This is a genomic window from Paraburkholderia sp. 35.1 (genome assembly GCF_050436525.1).
Lineage (GTDB): Bacteria > Pseudomonadota > Gammaproteobacteria > Burkholderiales > Burkholderiaceae > Paraburkholderia > Paraburkholderia tuberum.
The window spans coordinates 3,196,447-3,215,318 of sequence record NZ_JBNDMJ010000003.1 but is presented as its reverse complement, the minus strand read 5'-3'; the positions used below and the strand labels follow the sequence as shown (position 1 = coordinate 3,215,318).

The following is an 18,872-nucleotide window of genomic DNA, read 5'->3' as shown; positions in this document are numbered from 1 at the left end:
GCGTAGCTAGAGAGAGATCGGGGTGCGCAATTCCCACGGTTTCGGAAGTGGGCAGGGAGGACCCATGCGGCCCGGCCTTCCGGGCACGTCACGCCGCCTCCAGAGGGCCTCCCGCCTCGCGGCTGGGGCGGTGAGGCCTGCGCGCGCACCGGCGCCCTGTGCGGCCTGCTGTGGCCTTCGACCGAACCGTTCACCGCCGTCACTTCGACAGGAATTGCCCGAGCAGCTGCGCGAGCACCCAGAAGGCGAGGCCCGCGCCGACGAGGTTGATGCGCGGCACCGGCACCGAGATCGCCGCGAGCACGAACAGCACAAGCGCGACTACCAGCAGAACCGTTGACAGCGTGAGCATGGCGTCCCTCCACAAGAAAGGCAGCAGTGCGATTCATCTCGCGGTGGCAAGCGCGCGGTCCATCTCCGCGCTGAACACCTGATCGAAGTTCGCCGAGACGATCGCGAGCGCGTGGTCGCCGAAGTTCAGGCGCTGCTTCGTCTCGACCGGATCATGGAAGGCGACCAGCAGCTTCATGCGTCCGGTCGTATTGGCGAGCTTCGCGCCTTTCGCGCGCTTCGCACCCTTGGCCGACTGCACGGTGGGTCGCTGCCACAGTCCGTAGGTGTCACCGCGTTTCGTTTTCACCGTGCCGAGGAACACGTCGCTGCGGCCCATGTAACGCCGGATCGCATTGCGCGGCAGGTTGCCGTACTGGTTCGCGGCGGCGTTCACCGGCACGAGATCGCCCGGCTTCCTGCCGAGAAACTGCGTGCCGCCGTACTCATACGGCGCGAGGTATTGCGCCGCGATGTCGCGGATATAGACCCGAGCGACAGGCATCGCCTTCTTCGCGCTCTGCACCGCGACCGAGTTGACGGTGAACGGCGTCGGCGAATCGAACACCTGCGGCATCGCCCTCTTCTCGGCGTCGGCGGCGAGCTTCGCCAGCGAGGTCACCGTGCGTGCCGTCGCGAACGGAACCTGTTTATAGGCGAGCGTCGATAGCTCGCGCGCAACGTCGGCAACATTCGGCCTGACCGAAATATCAAGCATGGAAACGGCGTCTTTCGTTTGTCAATCGTTCGAGTTGCTTACGATCAGACGTCGGGGTTTGTACCTGCAATAAAGATGCGGAAACAACTGGATTTCGTCTGCGACCAGAGCGTTAATCACGTCACCCCAACGCAATACGGAGCCACGCAAATGAACGCAGCGACGAACGCCCCGATCCCCGCCACCCGCAACGAGAGCTGGGGCTTTTTCGGCACGATGGAGCAATACGCGCAGGCCGCCTGGCCGCTGGCAATCGAGGCGGTCTCGAAGGCCACCGGCGAATCGGCCGAGGCGGTGCGAGCCTTCCTCGACGCGGTGCCGGGACGCCACTTCGCGGACGACGTCCACAACGCGATGCACAGCGGGCTGGAACTCGCCGCCGCGATCGAAGCCGCCACGCAGAAGTGGATGGGCTGGAAGATCGGCGCGCATACCAGCGCCAGTACGGCATCCCGCGTGGCCTGCCTTACCTCACCGGATTCGTCATCAACTGCGACAACATCGCCAACGAATAACGCGCCCGACGCGCAACCAACCGATCGAAGCAAGCAAACCAACCGAAGCAAAGGAGCAGCAAACATGGCAACGAAAACCACCACCACGGCAGCGAAGAAGACCACCTCCAAGGCAGCGCCGAAGGCCGCCGCCAAGACGGCCGCGAAGAAGGCCACAAAAGCCCCCACGGCGGCCCCGGCGAAGGCCGCTCGCGCTACCGGCGCGAAGGCCCCGGTGAAGGCCAGCACGGTGGCAACCAAGCCCGCCACCAAGGCCGGTCGCAAGGCACCTGCAGCCGCGCCGGCAGCGACGCGCGCACCGCGCGAGGACAGCGCGCAGGCCCGCGTGGTCGCGATGATGCAGGCACCCGGAGGCGCATCCCTGGAGGACATCATGGCCGCGACCAGCTGGCAGGCCCACACGGTGCGCGGCTTCATCAGCGGCACCGCGAAGAAGAAGCTGGGCCTGACCATTGAGAGCGTGCGCGTCGACGGCAAGCGCATCTACAAGGTCGCCGCCTGACGCCCGACGCCGGCTTCCACCGGCGAATCAAATGACGCGCCATCCGCCTCGCGGATCGCGCGCTCTCCGCTGAACTCCTGCCACCGCCGTACGATCACGTCGCAGTAGCGCGGATCGAGTTCCATCAACCGCGCCGCGCGTTTCATGCGCGCACACGCGATCAGGGTCGAGCCTGACCCGCCGAACGCGTCGAGCACTACGTCGCCACGCTGGCTGCTGTTCGTCAGCAGGTACTCCAGCAGCGCGACCGGCTTCATCGTCGGATGCACCTCGCTGCGCGAAGGACGGTCGAATGCCCATGTCGTCGACTGGCTCCGGTCGGCGTACCAGCGATGTGCCGCGCCCGGCTTCCAGCCATAGAGCACCGGCTCGTGCTGCCAGTGATAGTCCTGGCGTCCCATCACGAACACCGGCTTCACCCATACGGCGCACTGCGCGAGATACCAGCCCGCTTCAGTGAACGCGCGCCGGAAATTCGCGCCCTGCGTGTCCGCATGGAAAACGTAGGCCGGTGCGCCGGCAATGCAGTGGGCCATCATGTTTTCGAACGCGGCGAGCAGGAACGCACGGAACGCCTTCTCGGACATGGCATCGTTGACGATCGTCAGGCGCTCGCTCGTCTTGCCCTCGTAGGCGACGTTGTATGGCGGATCGGTCACGACCAGCGTTGCCGGCTCGCCGTCCATGAGCTTCGCCATCTGCGCGCCGTTGAGTGCGTCGCCACACATCACGCGGTGAGGGCCGCACACCCAGACATCGCCAGGCACGCTGACCGGCAACTCCGGGCAGGCCGGCGCATCGTCATCGTCTGCGCCTTCTGCGTCGCCGTCGGGTCCCAGCAGATCGTCCAGTTCGCGGCTGTCAAAGCCGGTCAGCGAAAGATCGAAGCCGACCTCGCTCAGTGCGCCGAACTCGATGCGCAGCAGTTCCTCGTCCCAGCCGGCGTTCAGCGCGAGCTTGTTGTCCGCGATCCGGTATGCGCGGATCTGGGTCTCGGACCAGCCGCGCGCGATCATGACCGGCGCGTCGGTAAAGCCGAGCAGGCGCGCGGCGCGTACGCGGCCGTGACCAGCGATCAGTTCGCCTGTCTCATCGACGAGTACCGGCATGGTCCATCCGAACTCGCGCATGGAATCGGCGACCTGCGCGATCTGCTCCTCGGAGTGTGTGCGCGGATTGCGCGGCGACTCGTGGATGCGCTCAAGCGGCCAGCGTTCGACGGCGTCGGCGGGCCAGGCGGGCTCGCGGCTGGCGGCGCGTTGCGTTGAAGATGGCATGGCGGCGGAAGGTCTTACGCGGCGTGAGCGGCCGATTGCTCGGGCTCGGTGACGATAGCGGCGTCACGCAGTAGCGTGTCGATGCGTGTGAACGCCGCGTCGAGTTCGCCCGCGTGCTGCCGGTTGCCCATCAGCGCGGTTTCGAGGATCGTCGTGTGCTCCGCGACGGTGTTGCGATGAACGCCGCAGCGCTGCGCGAGGCTGACGGCGGTCTCGTGGGTCCGCGTGAGCAGGTTCGTCACGATCGCCGTACGCAACCGGATGTTCGGCACGTGACCGGCGAGCAACGGCGAGGTATGTGCGACGACCTGTTCGAGCGCTTCGCGCCACTCGGGATTCGGATATCGACCGGAGCAGCACGGCGCGCGACAGGCGCAGACGATATCGCGCGGCGCGTACGCGACGATGATCAGCGCGCGCGGGACCGGTGAAAGCCGGTCGAGTTGCCGGCGGATGCGGCCGGCCTGTGCGGTCGCCGCGTCGCCGCTCAGGGTAGCGGCACCCGGCACGCCCTGATGCAGAACGCCAAGCGAGCACGCCCCGCCACGCTCGACAGCGTGACGTAGCGCATCCCGCAGGGCCGCAGCGGTGCCCGCGTAGAAGTCGCGCATGGTGAAGTTTTCCGGGAGGAGGTCGAAATGAAAAAGCCCGCGTTGCGCGGGCTGTTCGGAATCAGGTCGCAACGAGGGAGCGTCCTGATTAATGGCCATAATAGGCATCTTCTGTCGATTGTCAAATTTTATGGTGATCAGCCATCTGTCAAGGAATTACAAATGCCCGTTGTTTCGAGGCCCGGTCGGGCCGCGTCGTTCACCCCGTGCCTGCTTCCGGCCAACTATTGCCGCTGGACCGTCGGGCAACGCCGCCACTAGAACGGCTGGTCGACGCAAATAGCTGTCGTCCAACTTTTCGCGGCTCGAACAAAAGTAGTCACTCGGCCGCTGAGGCACGGCAACCTTGCTCAAACAGTGGTAAATGCGGGGAAAGCTGTTGTCCCGCAGCGAAGCCCGACCTCCCTCATGGCGGAGTGGGCTTTTGGAACAGGCATTCAGCCTTGTATTCCGATTGAGTTAAACAGCGATTTAGCCGTGGGCACCAGATTTCATCGGAACCCAATCCAGAGAAGCAGCGGTTAGTACCAACCGGTGGCGACGTGCACGCTTCCTGGCTCGGATCCCACGAAGTGGACGTCGGACAAGCGCATACCGAAGTTGCGCCGGGCGCGTTACTTTCGGTGAACAGTATGCGATTCACGGCTTCGGTTCCGGGACCTGCCGGCCCGAACTGAACAACACAACACGGCGGAACAAGCGTCAAACTGTTCTTCTCTCCAGTAATGCCCGCCGGATCGCAGGTCACCGGCGCTGCAGCCCAATTCCCAACGTTCACGTCGATTTGCGTAACAATCGTCGTACCGCCGCTCAATTGTGCCAGCGCTCCGTTGCTCAAACCAAACACGTTAAACTCCACTACGCTCCAGTTTGAGCCAAGCCCGAGCAGATCTCCGTCGTCGGGAGCGCCGTAAAGATCCTGAGCGCCAAGCTCCGTTTCCAGCACGGCGAATTGTTGCGTCGAGCTGTTAAATCCGGAAAGGCTAAGCGCAGCCAGTTGGGAAATCGATTGGTTCGGGACCGGCGTCATATGGCCATTGATATAGCAACCATTCGCTCCCGCAGATCCCCCGTACCATTGCCACTTATGCGAGACGTCCGGAATTGTTGCTGGGATCGGGCATTTAGAGTCGGGATAGGCAAGCAGCCAATACTGAATGTACACGGAGCTGTTTTTGCCATTGTTGTCGTAGATAAATTGCTCGCCTGCATGGCAATTTTCTGCGGTGGCTGGACAAAGGGTTGTCGGGAAAGTGTTCGCGTTGAGTTGCAAGGAAAATGTGCCCGCCGACGTACTGCTGGGATCGCTAAATACGCTCGTGATCCCAGTCGCGCCGGTCACACTGTAAAAAGACCCATGCGCTGACGATATCGGTCCAAATACCTCACTGGCGAGAAAACCAATCCCTGCTCCCACGGGCGTCAAAGGCATAGGGTGAGGGACCTGAGGAGCCGTGGTGGAACATGGAACCGAACGCCAACTTGTATCAGGATATGTTGCGACATAGCACCCGCCTTTGGGGGCAGGAGTTCGCTCCATCATCTGACGCCAGGCGTCACGCGGCCGCACAGGTGGCTGCACCTTTTGGGGGAGTATTTGCGACCTGGGTGTTGTAGGAGGAGGTGGATTGTTGAGAATAGCCTGGGCCGCGGAAGGAGGCGGGACAGTTACGATTGCCAACATGGCGAGCGTTGTTTGCGCGAGAAATTCCTTAAACCACGTTGACCGGACACTGATGATGGTTCGCATTATGACACCTCCTGCAACCACGTCTTACGTCCCTGACCACACGACGACTTACGGCTTACGACCGGTAATCGAAGATCGGCATGAGCGCCAACCCGGCATGCGCGAACAGAATCTCGAGTAACGTTCCGACGTACTTATCTGAGCGGCAGTGGTTTGCCAACGCACCCGCCAAACTTCGAACTGGTTTTATTAAAGATCACTCAGCTTACGATTCCCCGCCAAAATGGCGGCAATGTCCCACGCGTAGTTGAAGGTTGAAGGCGGCGGTTCCCGTTACGAATCCGAGAGAATCGGGTGAGCACGGCCAATTTCCCGTACAGGGAACGACGAACGATGCGACTGTTTGCTCTAACTTGTGAGAATGAATCAATTAGCGTTGTTCAGCGGTTGCTTACGGATACCGTCCTTGCTGAAACGTCGAGATTGCGCTGCGTTGAGGCATATAGAAGCGAACGGCAAGGTAGCAAAATTCGCCGCCGCCAGTCGTGATAGCGTGGCTTGCGCTAACCATAGATACCGAAATCGTCGAACTTTGAGGGGGTCCTACTGTTGGCCGGACGAGATGTGACCGAATTGACCTCGGGAGCCGCCGTTAGCGCCATGCTGGACTGAGCGGCCGAAGTGGGTCGACTTCGGTCCTTCAGGGCAAGAATCGGGCCGCCCTGCGCCGAATCGAGGGGTAATGGACGCGCTTTACCGGTGCTCGCCAATCCAGCCGAGCGCGGCGCGATGCGCGCGGCGATAGCTCGCGTTCGGATGCGTGTCGGAGTCCATGCCCTGCCGGTACGCTCGACCGATCCACGCGCGCAGGTCCGACGGCAGCAAACGCCAGTGCGCCTTGCACCCCCAGAGGTCATCGCCCACGATCCTCGCGCAACCGGGCCAGCGGCAGCGGTGGCTCATGATCGGCTGATCCTCGTCATCTGTCCGCAGCGCTCGCACTTCGTACGCTGCCGCTCGGCGAGGCGTGCGAGTTCGTCCTGATACGGCGCGTGCAGTTCGTGAAAGCGGTTCTCCCGGTTCGCAAGCTGCGCGAGCACCCACAACGGGTTGAGCTTCCCGCCGCAGGCCGCGCACGTAACATCGGCCAACTGCTCGTCAACGATAAAGCCGTGGCCGTGCCAGCACTGCCCGGTGTGAACCGCCTTGAGCACGCGCTCGTCCCCAAGGTCGCGCCGCGCCCTGATCGGCAGGTCGTGTATTTCGGCGTCGCTCATGCTTCAGTCGCCTCCGCGAAAAAAGTTTTAGTGATGCGACGTCGCCGGGCTCCCGCTATCCGGCGTTGCAACCGGATAAGCGCTCGCGCCGTCGGGCAGCGTTGCAGCCGCGACCGGCGGCGTCTTTACCCAGTCACTTACGCCGGCCTGCGCCAGTGCCTCGCGGGTTTCCTTCGTGCTGTTGCCAATCAACAAAATCGCGGCGTGATAGAGCTGGGAGGAAAGCGCTGCATTCGTCGTCTGAAGCGCCCCCGCGATCTGGAACAGTGCCGAAGCGTTCGCCCGGTCGTTGCACGGGCTGCTCTCCACTCCGCCCCCCAGCTGGAACACTCCCCCCAACCAGCCGGCCCCCACGGCAGCGGTATTCGCGCAGTTGAACTGCGAGAACGAGACGCCATAGCTGGCCGCGCCGGGGTTGCCCACGGTCTTGAGCGTTTCCTTCACCTGCGTCGTCGAACCAGCGCCCGAAGCCACCTGCTGCGCGTTGCTCGCCGTCGCCGGATCGCCACCCGATGTCGGATCGGTCGAGCCGATGTTGACGGTGACAGCACTCGACGCCGCGCCACCCTGACCGTTGCCCCCCGCACCGCCGAGCGCGTTGGAGGTTGACGCGCCCCCGCCGATAGCAATGGCACCCGCTTGCGCAGCGCCGCTGCTCGTTGATGTAGCCGATTGCGCGTGAGCGTTGCAGCACGCCAGCGCGAGAACGGATAACAGCAAGACGTTTTTCATTTTTCCGCCCGCCATGTCTGCCTGATAACCCGCTCCCGCGAGGGAGCGGTCCTGAGTGTTTTCTACGGAAGGGTCAGCGATCCCGCGCCGGCCTGCGTCCCTGACGTCCCGCCCGTGCTTCCGAAGCCGCCCCCGAGGATTGCGCCTACAGAAAGGCCTGCGGAAAACGTCGAGGCCATTACGCCGGCCGGCGACGACGACGGTGCGCTCGTCAGTCGAGGTGCGGCTCCGCTGCCGATGGTCAGCGTTACCGTCTGCCCGCCGACGTCCTGCTGCGCCGTCGCCGAGAAGTTGATGCCGGTTCCGTTGATCACGGTCGTGGTGCTGCTCTGCGCGAAGGTTGAACCCGCAACCAGCGCAAGTACCGCCATGAGTGCGCGTTTCATCGAGTGTCCCCTGAAGATCGTGGCGGAAGTGCCGCCCGTGCGGACGGCACCCCGATCACTTCAGCGGATTACGGGAACACGAAGCCGCCGATGCCGCCCGACCCGGCCTGCGAACCGGCAGCACCGCCCGTCAGACCGAAGCCGCCGCCGAACGTCGCACCGACCGACAGGCCCGCGCTCGTCGTGCTCGCGGTCGTCTGCGTGCCGGCCGAGCCGCCGCCGCCCGAGCCTGCAACCGTGACGACCGTAGCGGTGCCCGTCGTTGCGTTGGTGGTGCCCTCAACGGCGGCTCCGGTGCCGACAACACCAGTCACCGCGACCGAGTTGGCACCCGACGACGATCCGGCCGCACCTGCGCCGCCCGACGCTGCATGGGCGACGCCGAACGCAGCCATCACCAGTACTGCCATAAGCGCCTTCTTCATTTTCCACTCCTTAAGGATTGCGAGAGAATCCCCGCCCTCGCTTCGGGTATTGCAGCCAGCAATCACACCTGCCCAGGAGACGAACGAGCCGGCGCATTAGTCAACGCGTTGACTCCTTCGTCGGGATGCCGCAGTGCTTCGTTTTCCGGCGTCGCGTGAACGAGCGCCGTACGCGCGACGCGCGCGACATCATCGAGGGTGAGCGCACTCGTCGTGTTCTCGCACATCTCCACGATCAGACGCAGCGCTTCGCGTAACCGCTCGTTATCGTGCGCGAGATGCACACGCAGCGCGAGCGTCTGACGGGTAAGTCGATTGTTCGTGTTCATACGTCGACCAGTTCGAATGGATCGGTAGCGTCGAGCAGCGCGAGTTCGATCTGCTGCGCCTGGAGTGGCTCGATGATGATGTGCGCTCGCGGGTTCGCGCGGTCGATGCCGTGGATAATCACCTTCTGACGGAACTGGCGGTCATTGCACACGACACCGCGCTGCACGAGTTCGCGCACATCGCCTGCGGCAGTCTTGCGCGTCTTGTAGCGGTCCTGCAGACAGTCGAGGATGATCGACTCGTCGAGGTCTGGTCGCTCGCTCGCGTACCAGATGCGGATCGCGACGCGCACCGGCCCCTTGAGACGCAGACGCGCCTTCGGCGGAATCTGCCGCAGCATCGACTGCTCGAACGCCAGCGCGGCCTTCGACTTAATCGAACGCGGCGAGTCATTGATCGTCACGAGCCGGCGACTGTTCGCCTTGCTCGCCGCCTGCCCGTACACGGTGAACTCGATACGCATGTCTGCTGCCTCACTCGTCGTCGCTGCCGGGCTCGCGGTTGCCGTGTTGGCCGTGCGAGCGCTTCCAGTTCGCAATTGCCTCCTGCGCGAACGCGATCTGATGCAGCGTGATCGGCTCCCCTGCATCAGCGCGCGCGAGCAGGCGATAGGCCCACGCGATGCCGGGTTGCTTCGGCTGCGTGAGCGGCTTGAGGATCTCGCGCATCCGGGCGAGGTTCGCTTCGACCACATCGGGCGATGCGCGGGTCTGATCGGTGAGCGCGGGCAATACGTGCTGGCGATACATCTGCGGCACCGGCTCGCACAGTGCGAGGAATTCGCCAAGCGTTGGCGGCGTGCGGCGCTGATACATCGCGGCGACACCACGTTGCAGGTTCTCGCGCGTAATGCCACGCAGCGCGAGCGACCATTCGTGCTCCATCTCGGCCTGGTCGACCGACGCCCACATGTCGAGGAACCGCGAACCGAAGCACGCGTGCATCTTGCGCCAGAGCCACGAGCCGCGCGTCTCACCGTTTTGCGGAGACGACATGGCAGTCCTCGGGGGGCAGGTCGTACACGTTGTCGTCGCGCTTGACCGGCGCAACACCGAACGCTTCGGCGGTGCGCTGGCGGCGATCGTGGATCGTCTCCTTGTGGCCATTCATGCGATGGCGTCCCTCGTCGCGAGCACGGCGGCACCAGTTGCGCCAGGTCGCGAACCAGTCCAGCTTCGTGGCGTTCCTGCCGCTGGCCGCGTGCCAGAAGTCCGCGAACACTGCAGCTATCTCGCGCACCTGCGCGTCCGAGAACGTGCATTCACGCATGGCCCATTGCCCCCATGCGAGCGGCAAAACCCAGCCTTCGGGCAACCGTTCGCCGCGCGAAGTTTTTTTTTCGCGCGTTACGGTCTTGGAAGCTGGCGACGAGGTATGGGGAGCGCGCAGCGTGGAAGGACCGGAAGGAACAGAAGAACCAGAAGTACTAGAAGTACCAGAAGTACCAGAAGACATAGAAGTATCAGAAGTACGTGCCCGGTCGGTTCGCACCTGGGTGAGAACCGGGTCATTACCGGATGCGCACTCGCCCGCACCTAGAAATTGCACCCTTGACTGGCGGGCGTTTGCGGACGACGCGGGTGACGCGGGCAGGACGCTCTCCGCTTCCTTGGGATGCGGATGCTGGTGCTTGCTCCACTTCGTGATGACGATAAGCGGTTGTCTATCGACAACGTAACGCGTGATGAGGTCGCGGCGATCGAGGATGTCGAGCAGGTGGTCGACGTGCTGTTCGGTGATGTCATGATCGTAAGGGAACGCCTCATCGCGGATTTTCCACGGCAGATCTTCGAGGCGTCCTTCGCGGTCGGCCTGCGTCCACAGCGAGATGAACAGCAGCCGGCAATCGACCGGCGTGTGCTGGATATCGGGTGAGCGAAAAAAGCCGCCCTTGACGGTGCGCGAGCGTGGCATGATCGTCGCCCTCAGTCACGTTCGCACGGCAACGCGCGGACCGTCATCAGGTTGCGCGCGCGCATCACGGCGTCGACGGCCGGCTGGGCTTCGGCCTGAAGCACCGGCAGCGCGTCGCCCTGCGCCCCGCGCAAGGCGCGCACGTAGCCGTCGAGCACGAGCGTCGCGCGCCCGGTATCGATCTCGAGGCGGATCACGTTCTCGGGATTCATCATTCGTCTCCGGTGATGCGGCCGCCTTCGCGGGCGCTGATTGTGCAAATATCGAACGAGCGCTGCGCTACGTGGCGACGCTTGCTCACGCGCGCGAAGTAGCGGTCGATCGCAAGCTCGCGTTTGTCGGGAGCCATCCGGGCGAACTGCGCGCGACGATCAGCGTCAGCGACCATGACCAGCCGCTCGGCGGTTTTCAGCGGCAACAGGCCGGCGACGACTGCGCCCTCGATCCTCGTGTCGCGCAGCACCGTGTGTGCGCGGTCGTAGGTCCTGAGCGAGATCGCGCAGGCGTCGAGCAGGCCGGCCAGGTTCCTGCGCTTCTTCAGACGCGCGGCAATTCCCTGGTCGTAGCGGTCGAGCCACTCGGGACGCAGCAGGATCTCGCGGACGAGACGCGCGCAGACCACCGCGCGCACCGGGACATCGGGCTGCGGGACGCGCGCCGTCATCGCGCGGGCGATGACCAGCGCCGGATGATCGTCGCGTAACGGATCGATGTGAACCACGGGACATGGCAGACCGAGACGGATCGCCTCGCGCACCCGGCCGCGACCGTCCACGAGCATCCCGTCGAGCAACACGACCGGATTGAGGATCGCGTCGCGTACGCTCACGAACCCGCTCGGCGGAACGTGCGCCGCGAGCGGGTGAATGCTAAGTTGCCGCAATTCATCAACACTCAAAGTCTCGATATCCACTTGTCAGTTCCTTTTTAGAAACTCGTGTAAAGCGGCGCGTAACTCCAACTGCTTCCTTAATACGGCGACCTCGTGATATCTTCAGTGCATCCACTTGTCATGGGTTAATCCCAAAGACAAAACCTCATACCTCCGGTGAGTCCCCCGGAGGTATTTTTTTTGAGGTGAATGCGCGCAATAAGCCTAAGCCGGTCCCTTAAAGGCCACTCAAAAGCTTTTTCGACTGGATCGACAGTTGATGCACAAACGAGCTACGAACGGTCTCAGACTCCCGGAACCTTCTTTTTTCGTCTCTCTCGTTCGATGGCGGGAAGCTGCTCGCTCAGAAGCGCCCAGCCGCGTTCGTACTCGGGACATAGCCGCAGCACGCTCACGCGGTTGTCTACGGCCTGCGCAATGAACGGCGCAAACGCCGGTGGCACGGGCATCCCGAGCCGCAACCACTGCTCCATGCGGGATGCCGTACACGGCACAAACCGGGCCACGCGCCGGGCGAGTTCAGCCTTCGACCCGCAAAGGTCGATTGCTTCGCGCAGGGCCGCGTGCCCCTGAGGAATCTTCGGCTGCCAGACTCGTGCCATGTCGCTGACGTCGCTCCGGTTTTGCTGCTGACTGGTGAATCACATCGTAGTCGGGCCATTAGCGGAAAACAATCCCCGCAATGCCCCGTGTGCAGGGCGTTTCCGGCGAGAGGCCCGTCCTGAGTGGCTTTTACGTCGTACAAAAAAATTTCCGTAGCGTTGCGCGCCTGATGCACCGTTCTGCCTACCGCATAGGTGTCTACCCTGGGGGTTCAGGGACGAAGTTCGGGGCGAAGTTGGGGCGAAGTTTGGGATGAAGTTCGGGGCGAAGTTGGGACGAAGTTCGGGGCGAAGTTTGCTTAAATTCCAGATCAGACGGGTCTAAGCGCGAGTTGAGAATGAACGTGAATAAGAGTTGAGAATGTCAGTGAGACGAGACTTGAAATCAAACTGGATAGCCGGTTAATACAAAATCGTGACAAAAATCGGCCGTTGCAATTAGAAAATCACTGACGCATCCTTGCCGGGCATTTAACCCGAGGCGAGGAAAATCGGAATGAAAATCCTGATCGAGCATGATACCGACGAGCACGGCGCCGGCCGCGTGACGGTGACCGGTGTAGATCGCGAGGATGTGCGCTCGGCCGCGCTTGACGTGAAGAACGCGACGCCCATCGAGCACTGCCCCGAGGTTTTCGGCCCGAGGCAAGACCTCGAATCCGGCAGCTGGTGCGCGGTGGTCGTTGTGCGCAAGGCGGTGCCGGCATGAACGCGCGCACCACGAGGCACCTCCCGGTCAGCATCGAGGCGTTGTGCCTGCCGGTCGCTACGACGAACGCTCTGCGCGCGGGCGGAATCTCGACGCTCGAAAAGCTCCGTTCGAAGCGGCCCGACGACCTCATGAAACTGCGCGGGATTGGCAAGCACTCGGTCGCGCTGATCCGTGAAGTGCTCACGTTTTACGGACTGGATCTGCGCGTCGGCGAGGAAGCCGCCGAGGAAGCGTTGTCATGACCTGCTACCGGTTCACGTCGAGGCGCAAGCCGATGAGCTATCGCTCCGTATTGCGCACGATCCCGAAAGCGCTACGCCGCCAGTGGTGGGTACAGCGCTGGAAATACGACGAACCGCGTACGCCCATCAGCAGGCTGTACGGCATCCCATTGTCCTGATCACCTCTCGCCCGAGCTACCGGTCGCGGGCGGATCGGTGCTCAGGTAATCGCAAGTTGCGCAGGCGTCTGGAGGGCGTACTGCGCGACCGGATAAGAGGTGAACAACAAATGACTCTGAAGGAATTTTTGGCGGCCGCCGTCCGTGCGGATCACGGCTCGGCCTGCGTCGGTGCCCGCCGACGTATCGCGTCGGTACGCCGCGTTGCGCTCGTCGCTGCGGCAATTTTCGCAGCCCGCGCGCTCGGCGAATCGGCGCATTTCGAAGTGCTGCACGAAGGTTGCAAAGCCGGCATCGATGGCCTGATCGCCTACCTGGTGGAACGGGTCTGCGCAGTCGAATGAGATAAAGGAGAAACGCTGATGCGGAAAGTTCTGGCAGTAACGGTCCTGATGCTAGGCGCTTCCGCGTGCCTCGCGTGGGAGACGGTCGGCATCGTGGCGAACCACGCGGGCGGCGAGATTCGTTTGACCGACCGCCCCTGCGCGAAGCATTCGGACAGCTTCAGGTACGCGTACGCAACGAGCGCCAAGGGTGTCCGCGTCGAAGGCTGCTGGACGATCAACTCGCAGGGAGACGTGGCGGTTCACTGGTTGCCGAAAGGTTACAGCGACTTCTGGCGAACCTACGACCGCGTTCACTTCCGCGAGGTGAACAGCGGGCGCGGGAACGCGCGGGACTAACACGGCAGGGAAAACGGAGAGACAGGATGAACGCGCGTGAGCAATGGTTAGAGGAGCGAAAGAAAGGCGTGGGTGGTAGCGACGCTGCGGCGGCGCTCGGTCAGTCGCGCCACAAAACGGCCTTCCAGCTCTATCAGGAAAAGCTCGACCTGATCCCCGGCGACGTGATGGTCAGCCCCGACTCGGTCGAGCGTATGGAGTTCGGCGCGCTGATCGAGCAGGTGATCGCCGATATGTACGCGAAGCGCTACGGCGTAAAGCTGCGCCGGCACAACAAGCTTGCGCAGCACCCGCGCCTGCCCTACATGCTCGCGAGCTACGACCGCACCATCGACGGCAAGCGCGAAGGGCTCGAATGCAAGAACGTCGATGCCCTCTCGTACCGCTTCGGCGAATGGGGCGAGGAGCACTCCGATCAGGTGCCGCAAGAGTTCCTGTTGCAGTGCCATCACTACCTTGCAACCTCGGGCTATGACGTCTGGCACCTTGCGGCGTGCGTCGGCGGTAACTCGCTGAAGGTCTATCACATCGAGCGCGACCCGGAAATGATCGACCTCGTTGAGCAAGGTGAGGCCGAATTCTGGCAGCACGTCCAGGCAGGCGATCCGCCCGCGCTCGACTATCGCCACAAGTCCGCGATCCCCCTGCTGAAGAAGATGTTCCCGGGCACGAACGGCGAGACGGTAAAGCTCCCGCCCGAGGCCGAGGCGTTGCACTACGCCCGTATGGACTTCGATGAACAGGCAGCGTTGATGGAGCAAGGCGCGAAGGCCGCGAAGGCGCGAATTCTTCACCTGATGGGCGAGGCATCGGTCGGGCTGCTGCCGAACGGTGGCGGCTATACGCGAAAGATCATCAACCGGGACGGCTACACCGTCGAGCCAGCCTCGTATGTCGATTTCCGTTTCAGCGCACGCAAAGGAGAGAAGCAGTGAACGATATGACCGAACAGCCCTTCGGCCCGCGCCGCGATCTGACTGAGACGGCCGGCGCGCGTCAGGATCAGAGTCGCGAACTCGCAGACCTTCAGGTGACGTATCTGATGGCGCAGCAATTCCCGCGCGACGAGGTCCGCGCGATTGACCGCATCGAGAACGCGTTCACGCGTCTCGGCCTCGCCGAGAAAGCACAGTATGCGTACTCGCGCGGCGGCACCGAGATCCGTGGCCCGAGCATCAAGGCGATGGAGCAAATTGCGGCGATCTGGGGCAACGTCGATGCGGCGTGGCGCGAGCGCTCGCGCGGCGTCGATGCGCGCGGCGTTCCGTTCTCCGAGGTCGAGGCCGTCGCGGTCGATCTCCAGACCCGTACGCGCAAGCGTATCGCCTTCATCGTCCCGCACTGGCGCGATACGAACAAGGGCGGCTACATGCTCAAGGACGAGCGCGACATCTACGAGTTGTGCGCGAATCAGGCGCAGCGCCGCGTGCGCGCCTGCCTCGAGGCGATTATTCCCGGCGACGTGATCGATACGGCGATGGTCCAGGCCGACAAGACACTCAAGGCAAAGGCCGACACGAGCCCCGAGGCGATGGCGAAGATGGTCGATGCGTTCGGCGAGTACGGCGTCACGAAGGAGATGATCGAGCGGCGTATCCAGCGCCGGCTCGACGCCATCGCGCCGGCGCAGGTCGTCGGCCTGAAGCGCATCTATGCGTCGCTGCGCGACGGCATGAGCGAGGCCAGTGAGTGGTTCAGTAAGGGCGAGGACGCGAAGGACGCAACGGCCGGTGAGGACGCTGCGAGCGCCGCCTCGGGCGGCGGCACGGCTGCGGCCAAGGCGCGTCTGAAAGCGGGCGCGAAAAAGAAAGACAGCGCGCCGCGCGCCGCCGACCACGACGAAGCACCTCGTGCGCTCACCTATGCGGAAGTGGCCGACGCGCTCAACGCAGCGACAACCGTCGAAGCGCTCAACGAGGCGGCCGACCTGATCCGCCACGTCAGTCCCGAGGATCAGCGCGACGAACTCCAGGCACTCTATCGCGAGCGCGCCGACGGCTTCGAGGAGGAGTAATCGTCATGGACACCATCCAGGGCCGCTGGCTTCTCTTTCGCAAGCGCTACGTCGCGGAGGACGCGACGAACGGGCAACTGCACGACCTGAAGATCGCGTTTTTTGCCGGCTTCACGGTGATGCTGAACTTCAATCACGAATTGTCCGCTCTGCCCGAGCCTGCCGGCGTCGAGGCGCTTGCCCTGCTCTACGACGAGGCCCGCCGCTTCGCCGCCCGTTCATCTACTTCGGAGGCTTGCTCGTGATCGAACTCTCAAGGCATCCCGTCAAAATCCTTCACCTGAACGTCAGGACCGAGTTGCACGGCGAGGAGGAACGCACGGCGGTCGACATCAAGATCGGCTTCGACCTGCCGAACACCTACCTCGACTCGCTCGCTGACCGCCTGCGCGATTCGCTCTACGAGGCACCCGACGAGTCCGACCTGCTCGGCGACGACGCGCGCCCCTCGACGCACGTCAGGTTCCCCCAGCTCGGCACGCTCAAGTGGGCTGGCGAGTATGGATCGGTCGGCCTGCATCTGCACCTCGGCAACGGTCGTGGCAAGGGCGATCTGATCTTTACGGAATCGAAGTTCGGACGGCTCACCATCGCGTGCAAGGAAGGCGGGACCGTTGCGTGCATTGCGCGCGCGCAGGTGCTTCCCTCGCCCGAGGAGACGGCGAAGCTCGTCGGCCTGCTGAAGCGTGAGGTGCCGACGACCATCGATCTGACGAACGCAGTTGATACCGACGCTGACGACGAGGAGGAGTAGATCATGCGAATCACGACCGCTTACCTGATGACGCTCGATACGCAGGATGTATTCGATATCGTCGCGTGGCAACTGCTCCGGCAGAACGGGCAGTCGATGGCGCATGAGTCCGCGAGGTGCAGGTACCGTGCCCCCGATGGCAAGCGCTGCGCTGTCGGCTGGCTGATCCCCGACGACGTCTATTCGCCGCGCCTCGAACACCTCGGCGTGCGCGACGTCGCGGCGATCCTGTGCAAGACGGACCACGGGATCAGATTCGCCGAGTTCCTGTGCCGGCATATGTCGCTGCTGCGCGACCTGCAGGGTATGCACGACGCGCGAGCGCCGGCCGAGTGGCCGGCAGCGCTGCGGGAAATCGCGCGCGGCTATGGCCTGCGCGAGACGGTGATCGGCAAATCCATTGCTCACGTGCAGCGCTGCGCGCCGCCCGAGCACTCGCCGGCGCACCGGCTCTCCACGTCGGCGTACCTGCTCGACCTGATCGCGAACGTCGCGGCGCAAACCCGCGCGCCCGCGACGGCGAGCACCACCGAACGCGAGGAGGTCGCATGATGACGCGCTATCCGACTATCGAGGAGCTTGCACGGATGGATGCGCAGGCCGTATTCAATCACGTCGCCCGGCATCTGCTCGCTCAAGGCGCACCAAGCACGTCCCGGACGACGGAGGATCGTCTCTACCGTGGACAGGGCGGCCGCGCGTGCGCGATCGGCTCGGTCATTCCCGATTCGGTCTACAGCGCGGCGTTCGAGCACAACCGGATTCCCGGTCTGCTCATGCGGCTCGATACGCCGGAATTCAGAACGGAGCGCCACGAGACTTTCGCCGCGTTCCTGCTCGCTCACGCCGCATTGCTGACCGGTTTGATGGACGTCCACGACCTCGCGCCGCCGCGACTCTGGCCCAGCGCACTGCGCACGCTCGCCGCGATGTTCGGCCTGAGCACGGCGGCGATTGATCGAATTGATGGCCGCGAGGCCGACGTCGAGCGCTCACTGCAGGACGAGCCGGCAACGCCCGAACTGCTCGAGGAGATGTGCGATGTCCTCGCGTAGTCGCAAGGCCCGCGCGAAGCTCGCGCCGGCCGAGCCCGCGCCGCCGCCGACGCTGGTCGACGCGTGGGTCCCCGACTACGGCCGGCAATGCGAGGTCTGTGGCGAGACGCCGTGCGTGAACGGTCTGTCTGACGGTCACGTCGTCTATGCGGGCGCGAAGTGCGGAGCCTGTACGTGGGGCGAGACCGCGTGCGCAGACCCGGCGAACTGGTGAGGGCCGGCGTGCAGCGTCAGGACATTTACCGCACGCATTGCGTCTCCTGCGGTGCCCGGTTCACCGACGCGAACGTCTGGAGCGAAGTCGGCTGGATCGAGACGCAGGTCTCCGGCCTGTGCGAAGCGTGCTTCGACTCGGTCGCCAGCCTGTTCGAACTCATAGCAAGGGACGAGGATGGAAATGCAATCGACGAAGATTCCGGGTCCAGTCGCTGAACTGGACTTCACCGGTGAACGTCCGCTTGTACTCATCGACGGCGAAGCGCTTCAGGGCGTCACGCGCGGGTCCGTCGAGGTCGACGCGGGCGCGACGCCGGTGCTGGTGCTGCGGCTGGTCCGCTTCGTCGTGAAGGGCGGTCCGCTTCCGCCGCTACGCCTGTTTAGCAGAAAGGAGAACGGGTAATGGGCCGTGAGTCCAGCAAACGCATACCGTCGAGCCCCCTACAGGGACACACGCTGGCCTCGGGCCGCAGGCGAAGGCCCCATCCCTACGGCGAGGACCCACAGGCGCTCAAACAGGCCGCAATATTCTTGAGAAAGGAGAACGGACAATGAGCAAACCCAACGCTAACGAAGACCCAGAGAATTGTCCGGTGCTCAAGCACTCGACCGTGACCGCGCTCATGTGGGAACGCTTCACGATCACGGGCAAGGACGGCAAGCCGGCAACGCTTGCGATCATCGACGAGCGAGGCGACGTGCTCGATGCAGGCCCCGACGTGGCGAAGGAATTGTGGGAGCTTGCGATCCTTGCCTATCGGCAGTTCCTCACGGGCGAGAAGCTGCTGCGAATCTACTCCACGCCCGATGGGCTATTACAGGACCGTGCATAAAAAA

The 18,872-nt window shown here is 63.6% G+C and carries 33 protein-coding genes and 1 pseudogene; 17 read left to right on the top strand and 17 right to left on the bottom strand.

The features are described from left to right. Window positions 1–199: 199 nt before the first annotated feature. Window positions 200–352 carry a hypothetical protein gene (locus OKW27_RS35105; protein ID WP_429336145.1) on the bottom strand — a complete coding sequence of 51 codons (153 nt, stop codon included), beginning with the start codon at window positions 350–352 and terminating at the stop codon, window positions 200–202. Between the two features lie 33 nt (window positions 353–385). Continuing rightward, window positions 386–1,048, bottom strand: coding sequence for a hypothetical protein (locus tag OKW27_RS35100; RefSeq protein WP_429336144.1), 663 nt, complete (start codon window positions 1,046–1,048; stop codon window positions 386–388). 150 nt (window positions 1,049–1,198) lie between these two features. On the opposite strand from OKW27_RS35100, the pseudogene OKW27_RS35095 reads away from it, so the two are divergent. After that, window positions 1,199–1,563: pseudogene (locus OKW27_RS35095) on the top strand (hypothetical protein). Between the two features lie 64 nt (window positions 1,564–1,627). Continuing rightward, complete coding sequence (locus OKW27_RS35090; RefSeq protein ID WP_429336143.1) at window positions 1,628–2,065, top strand: DUF3489 domain-containing protein; 438 nt, start codon at window positions 1,628–1,630, stop codon at window positions 2,063–2,065. Here the strand turns inward: OKW27_RS35090 and OKW27_RS35085 are convergent. From OKW27_RS35085 to OKW27_RS35015, 15 genes are all read right to left on the bottom strand, one after another. Continuing rightward, window positions 2,047–3,342 (bottom strand): site-specific DNA-methyltransferase, encoded by a 1,296-nt coding sequence (locus tag OKW27_RS35085; protein ID WP_429336142.1) that lies wholly within the window; start codon window positions 3,340–3,342, stop codon window positions 2,047–2,049. The genes OKW27_RS35090 and OKW27_RS35085 overlap by 19 nt on opposite strands. Window positions 3,343–3,356: 14 nt before the next feature. Then, window positions 3,357–3,953, bottom strand: coding sequence for a hypothetical protein (locus OKW27_RS35080; protein ID WP_429336141.1), 597 nt, complete (start codon window positions 3,951–3,953; stop codon window positions 3,357–3,359). Window positions 3,954–4,359: 406 nt separating this feature from the next. Then, window positions 4,360–5,385 (bottom strand): hypothetical protein, encoded by a 1,026-nt coding sequence (locus tag OKW27_RS35075; RefSeq protein ID WP_429336140.1) that lies wholly within the window; start codon window positions 5,383–5,385, stop codon window positions 4,360–4,362. 1,011 nt (window positions 5,386–6,396) lie between these two features. After that, complete coding sequence (locus tag OKW27_RS35070; RefSeq protein WP_429336139.1) at window positions 6,397–6,606, bottom strand: hypothetical protein; 210 nt, start codon at window positions 6,604–6,606, stop codon at window positions 6,397–6,399. Then, entirely contained in the window at window positions 6,603–6,920 is a 318-nt protein-coding gene (locus OKW27_RS35065) for a hypothetical protein (RefSeq protein ID WP_429336138.1), read from the bottom strand. The genes OKW27_RS35070 and OKW27_RS35065 overlap by 4 nt, the downstream gene beginning before the upstream one ends. 27 nt (window positions 6,921–6,947) lie before the next feature. Then, a complete protein-coding gene (locus tag OKW27_RS35060) occupies window positions 6,948–7,667 on the bottom strand; it encodes a hypothetical protein (RefSeq protein ID WP_429336137.1) in 720 nt (239 codons plus the stop codon). 47 nt (window positions 7,668–7,714) lie between these two features. Further along, on the bottom strand, window positions 7,715–8,038 hold the full coding sequence (locus OKW27_RS35055; protein ID WP_429336136.1) for a hypothetical protein: 324 nt from the start codon (window positions 8,036–8,038) through the stop codon (window positions 7,715–7,717). Window positions 8,039–8,106: 68 nt separating this feature from the next. Beyond that, entirely contained in the window at window positions 8,107–8,463 is a 357-nt protein-coding gene (locus OKW27_RS35050) for a hypothetical protein (protein WP_429336135.1), read from the bottom strand. 62 nt (window positions 8,464–8,525) lie between these two features. Further along, on the bottom strand, window positions 8,526–8,792 hold the full coding sequence (locus tag OKW27_RS35045) for a hypothetical protein (RefSeq protein ID WP_429336134.1): 267 nt from the start codon (window positions 8,790–8,792) through the stop codon (window positions 8,526–8,528). Further along, on the bottom strand, window positions 8,789–9,256 hold the full coding sequence (locus OKW27_RS35040) for a hypothetical protein (protein ID WP_429336133.1): 468 nt from the start codon (window positions 9,254–9,256) through the stop codon (window positions 8,789–8,791). Before OKW27_RS35040 ends, OKW27_RS35045 begins: the two co-directional genes overlap by 4 nt. Before the next feature lie 10 nt (window positions 9,257–9,266). Further along, complete coding sequence (locus OKW27_RS35035) at window positions 9,267–9,788, bottom strand: hypothetical protein (RefSeq protein ID WP_429336132.1); 522 nt, start codon at window positions 9,786–9,788, stop codon at window positions 9,267–9,269. Further along, window positions 9,766–10,707, bottom strand: coding sequence for a hypothetical protein (locus OKW27_RS35030; RefSeq protein WP_429336131.1), 942 nt, complete (start codon window positions 10,705–10,707; stop codon window positions 9,766–9,768). Before OKW27_RS35030 ends, OKW27_RS35035 begins: the two co-directional genes overlap by 23 nt. Before the next feature lie 11 nt (window positions 10,708–10,718). Continuing rightward, complete coding sequence (locus OKW27_RS35025) at window positions 10,719–10,922, bottom strand: hypothetical protein (protein WP_429336130.1); 204 nt, start codon at window positions 10,920–10,922, stop codon at window positions 10,719–10,721. Next, on the bottom strand, window positions 10,919–11,620 hold the full coding sequence (locus OKW27_RS35020; RefSeq protein ID WP_429336129.1) for a hypothetical protein: 702 nt from the start codon (window positions 11,618–11,620) through the stop codon (window positions 10,919–10,921). Before OKW27_RS35020 ends, OKW27_RS35025 begins: the two co-directional genes overlap by 4 nt. Before the next feature lie 263 nt (window positions 11,621–11,883). Beyond that, window positions 11,884–12,201 carry a hypothetical protein gene (locus OKW27_RS35015; RefSeq protein WP_429336128.1) on the bottom strand — a complete coding sequence of 106 codons (318 nt, stop codon included), beginning with the start codon at window positions 12,199–12,201 and terminating at the stop codon, window positions 11,884–11,886. A gap of 496 nt (window positions 12,202–12,697) precedes the next feature. Here OKW27_RS35015 and OKW27_RS35010 point away from each other — a divergent pair, with 496 nt between their 5' ends. The 15 genes from OKW27_RS35010 to OKW27_RS34940 all read left to right on the top strand — a co-directional run bounded on the left by OKW27_RS35010 (window position 12,698) and on the right by OKW27_RS34940 (window position 18,868). Continuing rightward, complete coding sequence (locus tag OKW27_RS35010; RefSeq protein WP_429336127.1) at window positions 12,698–12,910, top strand: hypothetical protein; 213 nt, start codon at window positions 12,698–12,700, stop codon at window positions 12,908–12,910. Continuing rightward, window positions 12,907–13,155, top strand: coding sequence for a DNA-directed RNA polymerase subunit alpha C-terminal domain-containing protein (locus OKW27_RS35005; RefSeq protein ID WP_429336126.1), 249 nt, complete (start codon window positions 12,907–12,909; stop codon window positions 13,153–13,155). Before OKW27_RS35010 ends, OKW27_RS35005 begins: the two co-directional genes overlap by 4 nt. Next, entirely contained in the window at window positions 13,152–13,313 is a 162-nt protein-coding gene (locus tag OKW27_RS35000) for a hypothetical protein (RefSeq protein WP_429336125.1), read from the top strand. Before OKW27_RS35005 ends, OKW27_RS35000 begins: the two co-directional genes overlap by 4 nt. Before the next feature lie 56 nt (window positions 13,314–13,369). Beyond that, entirely contained in the window at window positions 13,370–13,657 is a 288-nt protein-coding gene (locus OKW27_RS34995) for a hypothetical protein (RefSeq protein ID WP_429336124.1), read from the top strand. 18 nt (window positions 13,658–13,675) lie between these two features. Further along, window positions 13,676–13,996 carry a hypothetical protein gene (locus tag OKW27_RS34990; RefSeq protein WP_429336123.1) on the top strand — a complete coding sequence of 107 codons (321 nt, stop codon included), beginning with the start codon at window positions 13,676–13,678 and terminating at the stop codon, window positions 13,994–13,996. A gap of 26 nt (window positions 13,997–14,022) precedes the next feature. After that, entirely contained in the window at window positions 14,023–14,931 is a 909-nt protein-coding gene (locus OKW27_RS34985) for a YqaJ viral recombinase family protein (protein WP_429336122.1), read from the top strand. A gap of 5 nt (window positions 14,932–14,936) precedes the next feature. Then, on the top strand, window positions 14,937–16,010 hold the full coding sequence (locus tag OKW27_RS34980; RefSeq protein WP_429336626.1) for a hypothetical protein: 1,074 nt from the start codon (window positions 14,937–14,939) through the stop codon (window positions 16,008–16,010). A 5-nt stretch (window positions 16,011–16,015) separates the two neighbouring features. Beyond that, on the top strand, window positions 16,016–16,255 hold the full coding sequence (locus tag OKW27_RS34975; protein ID WP_429336121.1) for a hypothetical protein: 240 nt from the start codon (window positions 16,016–16,018) through the stop codon (window positions 16,253–16,255). Beyond that, window positions 16,252–16,764: a hypothetical protein gene (locus OKW27_RS34970; RefSeq protein WP_429336625.1), complete on the top strand. Its 513-nt coding sequence runs from the start codon at window positions 16,252–16,254 to the stop codon at window positions 16,762–16,764. The genes OKW27_RS34975 and OKW27_RS34970 overlap by 4 nt, the downstream gene beginning before the upstream one ends. A gap of 3 nt (window positions 16,765–16,767) precedes the next feature. Beyond that, window positions 16,768–17,316: a hypothetical protein gene (locus tag OKW27_RS34965; RefSeq protein ID WP_429336120.1), complete on the top strand. Its 549-nt coding sequence runs from the start codon at window positions 16,768–16,770 to the stop codon at window positions 17,314–17,316. Next, entirely contained in the window at window positions 17,313–17,819 is a 507-nt protein-coding gene (locus tag OKW27_RS34960) for a hypothetical protein (RefSeq protein ID WP_429336119.1), read from the top strand. The genes OKW27_RS34965 and OKW27_RS34960 overlap by 4 nt, the downstream gene beginning before the upstream one ends. Then, window positions 17,806–18,033, top strand: coding sequence for a hypothetical protein (locus tag OKW27_RS34955; RefSeq protein WP_429336118.1), 228 nt, complete (start codon window positions 17,806–17,808; stop codon window positions 18,031–18,033). The genes OKW27_RS34960 and OKW27_RS34955 overlap by 14 nt, the downstream gene beginning before the upstream one ends. An 8-nt stretch (window positions 18,034–18,041) precedes the next feature. Continuing rightward, window positions 18,042–18,251, top strand: coding sequence for a hypothetical protein (locus tag OKW27_RS34950; RefSeq protein WP_429336117.1), 210 nt, complete (start codon window positions 18,042–18,044; stop codon window positions 18,249–18,251). Then, the gene (locus tag OKW27_RS34945; protein ID WP_429336116.1) at window positions 18,217–18,438 is read left to right on the top strand and encodes a hypothetical protein; all 222 of its coding nucleotides are present in this window, start codon (window positions 18,217–18,219) and stop codon (window positions 18,436–18,438) included. Before OKW27_RS34950 ends, OKW27_RS34945 begins: the two co-directional genes overlap by 35 nt. 148 nt (window positions 18,439–18,586) lie before the next feature. Further along, window positions 18,587–18,868, top strand: a complete 282-nt coding sequence (locus OKW27_RS34940) for a hypothetical protein (RefSeq protein ID WP_429336115.1) — start codon at window positions 18,587–18,589, stop codon at window positions 18,866–18,868. Window positions 18,869–18,872: the final 4 nt, after the last annotated feature.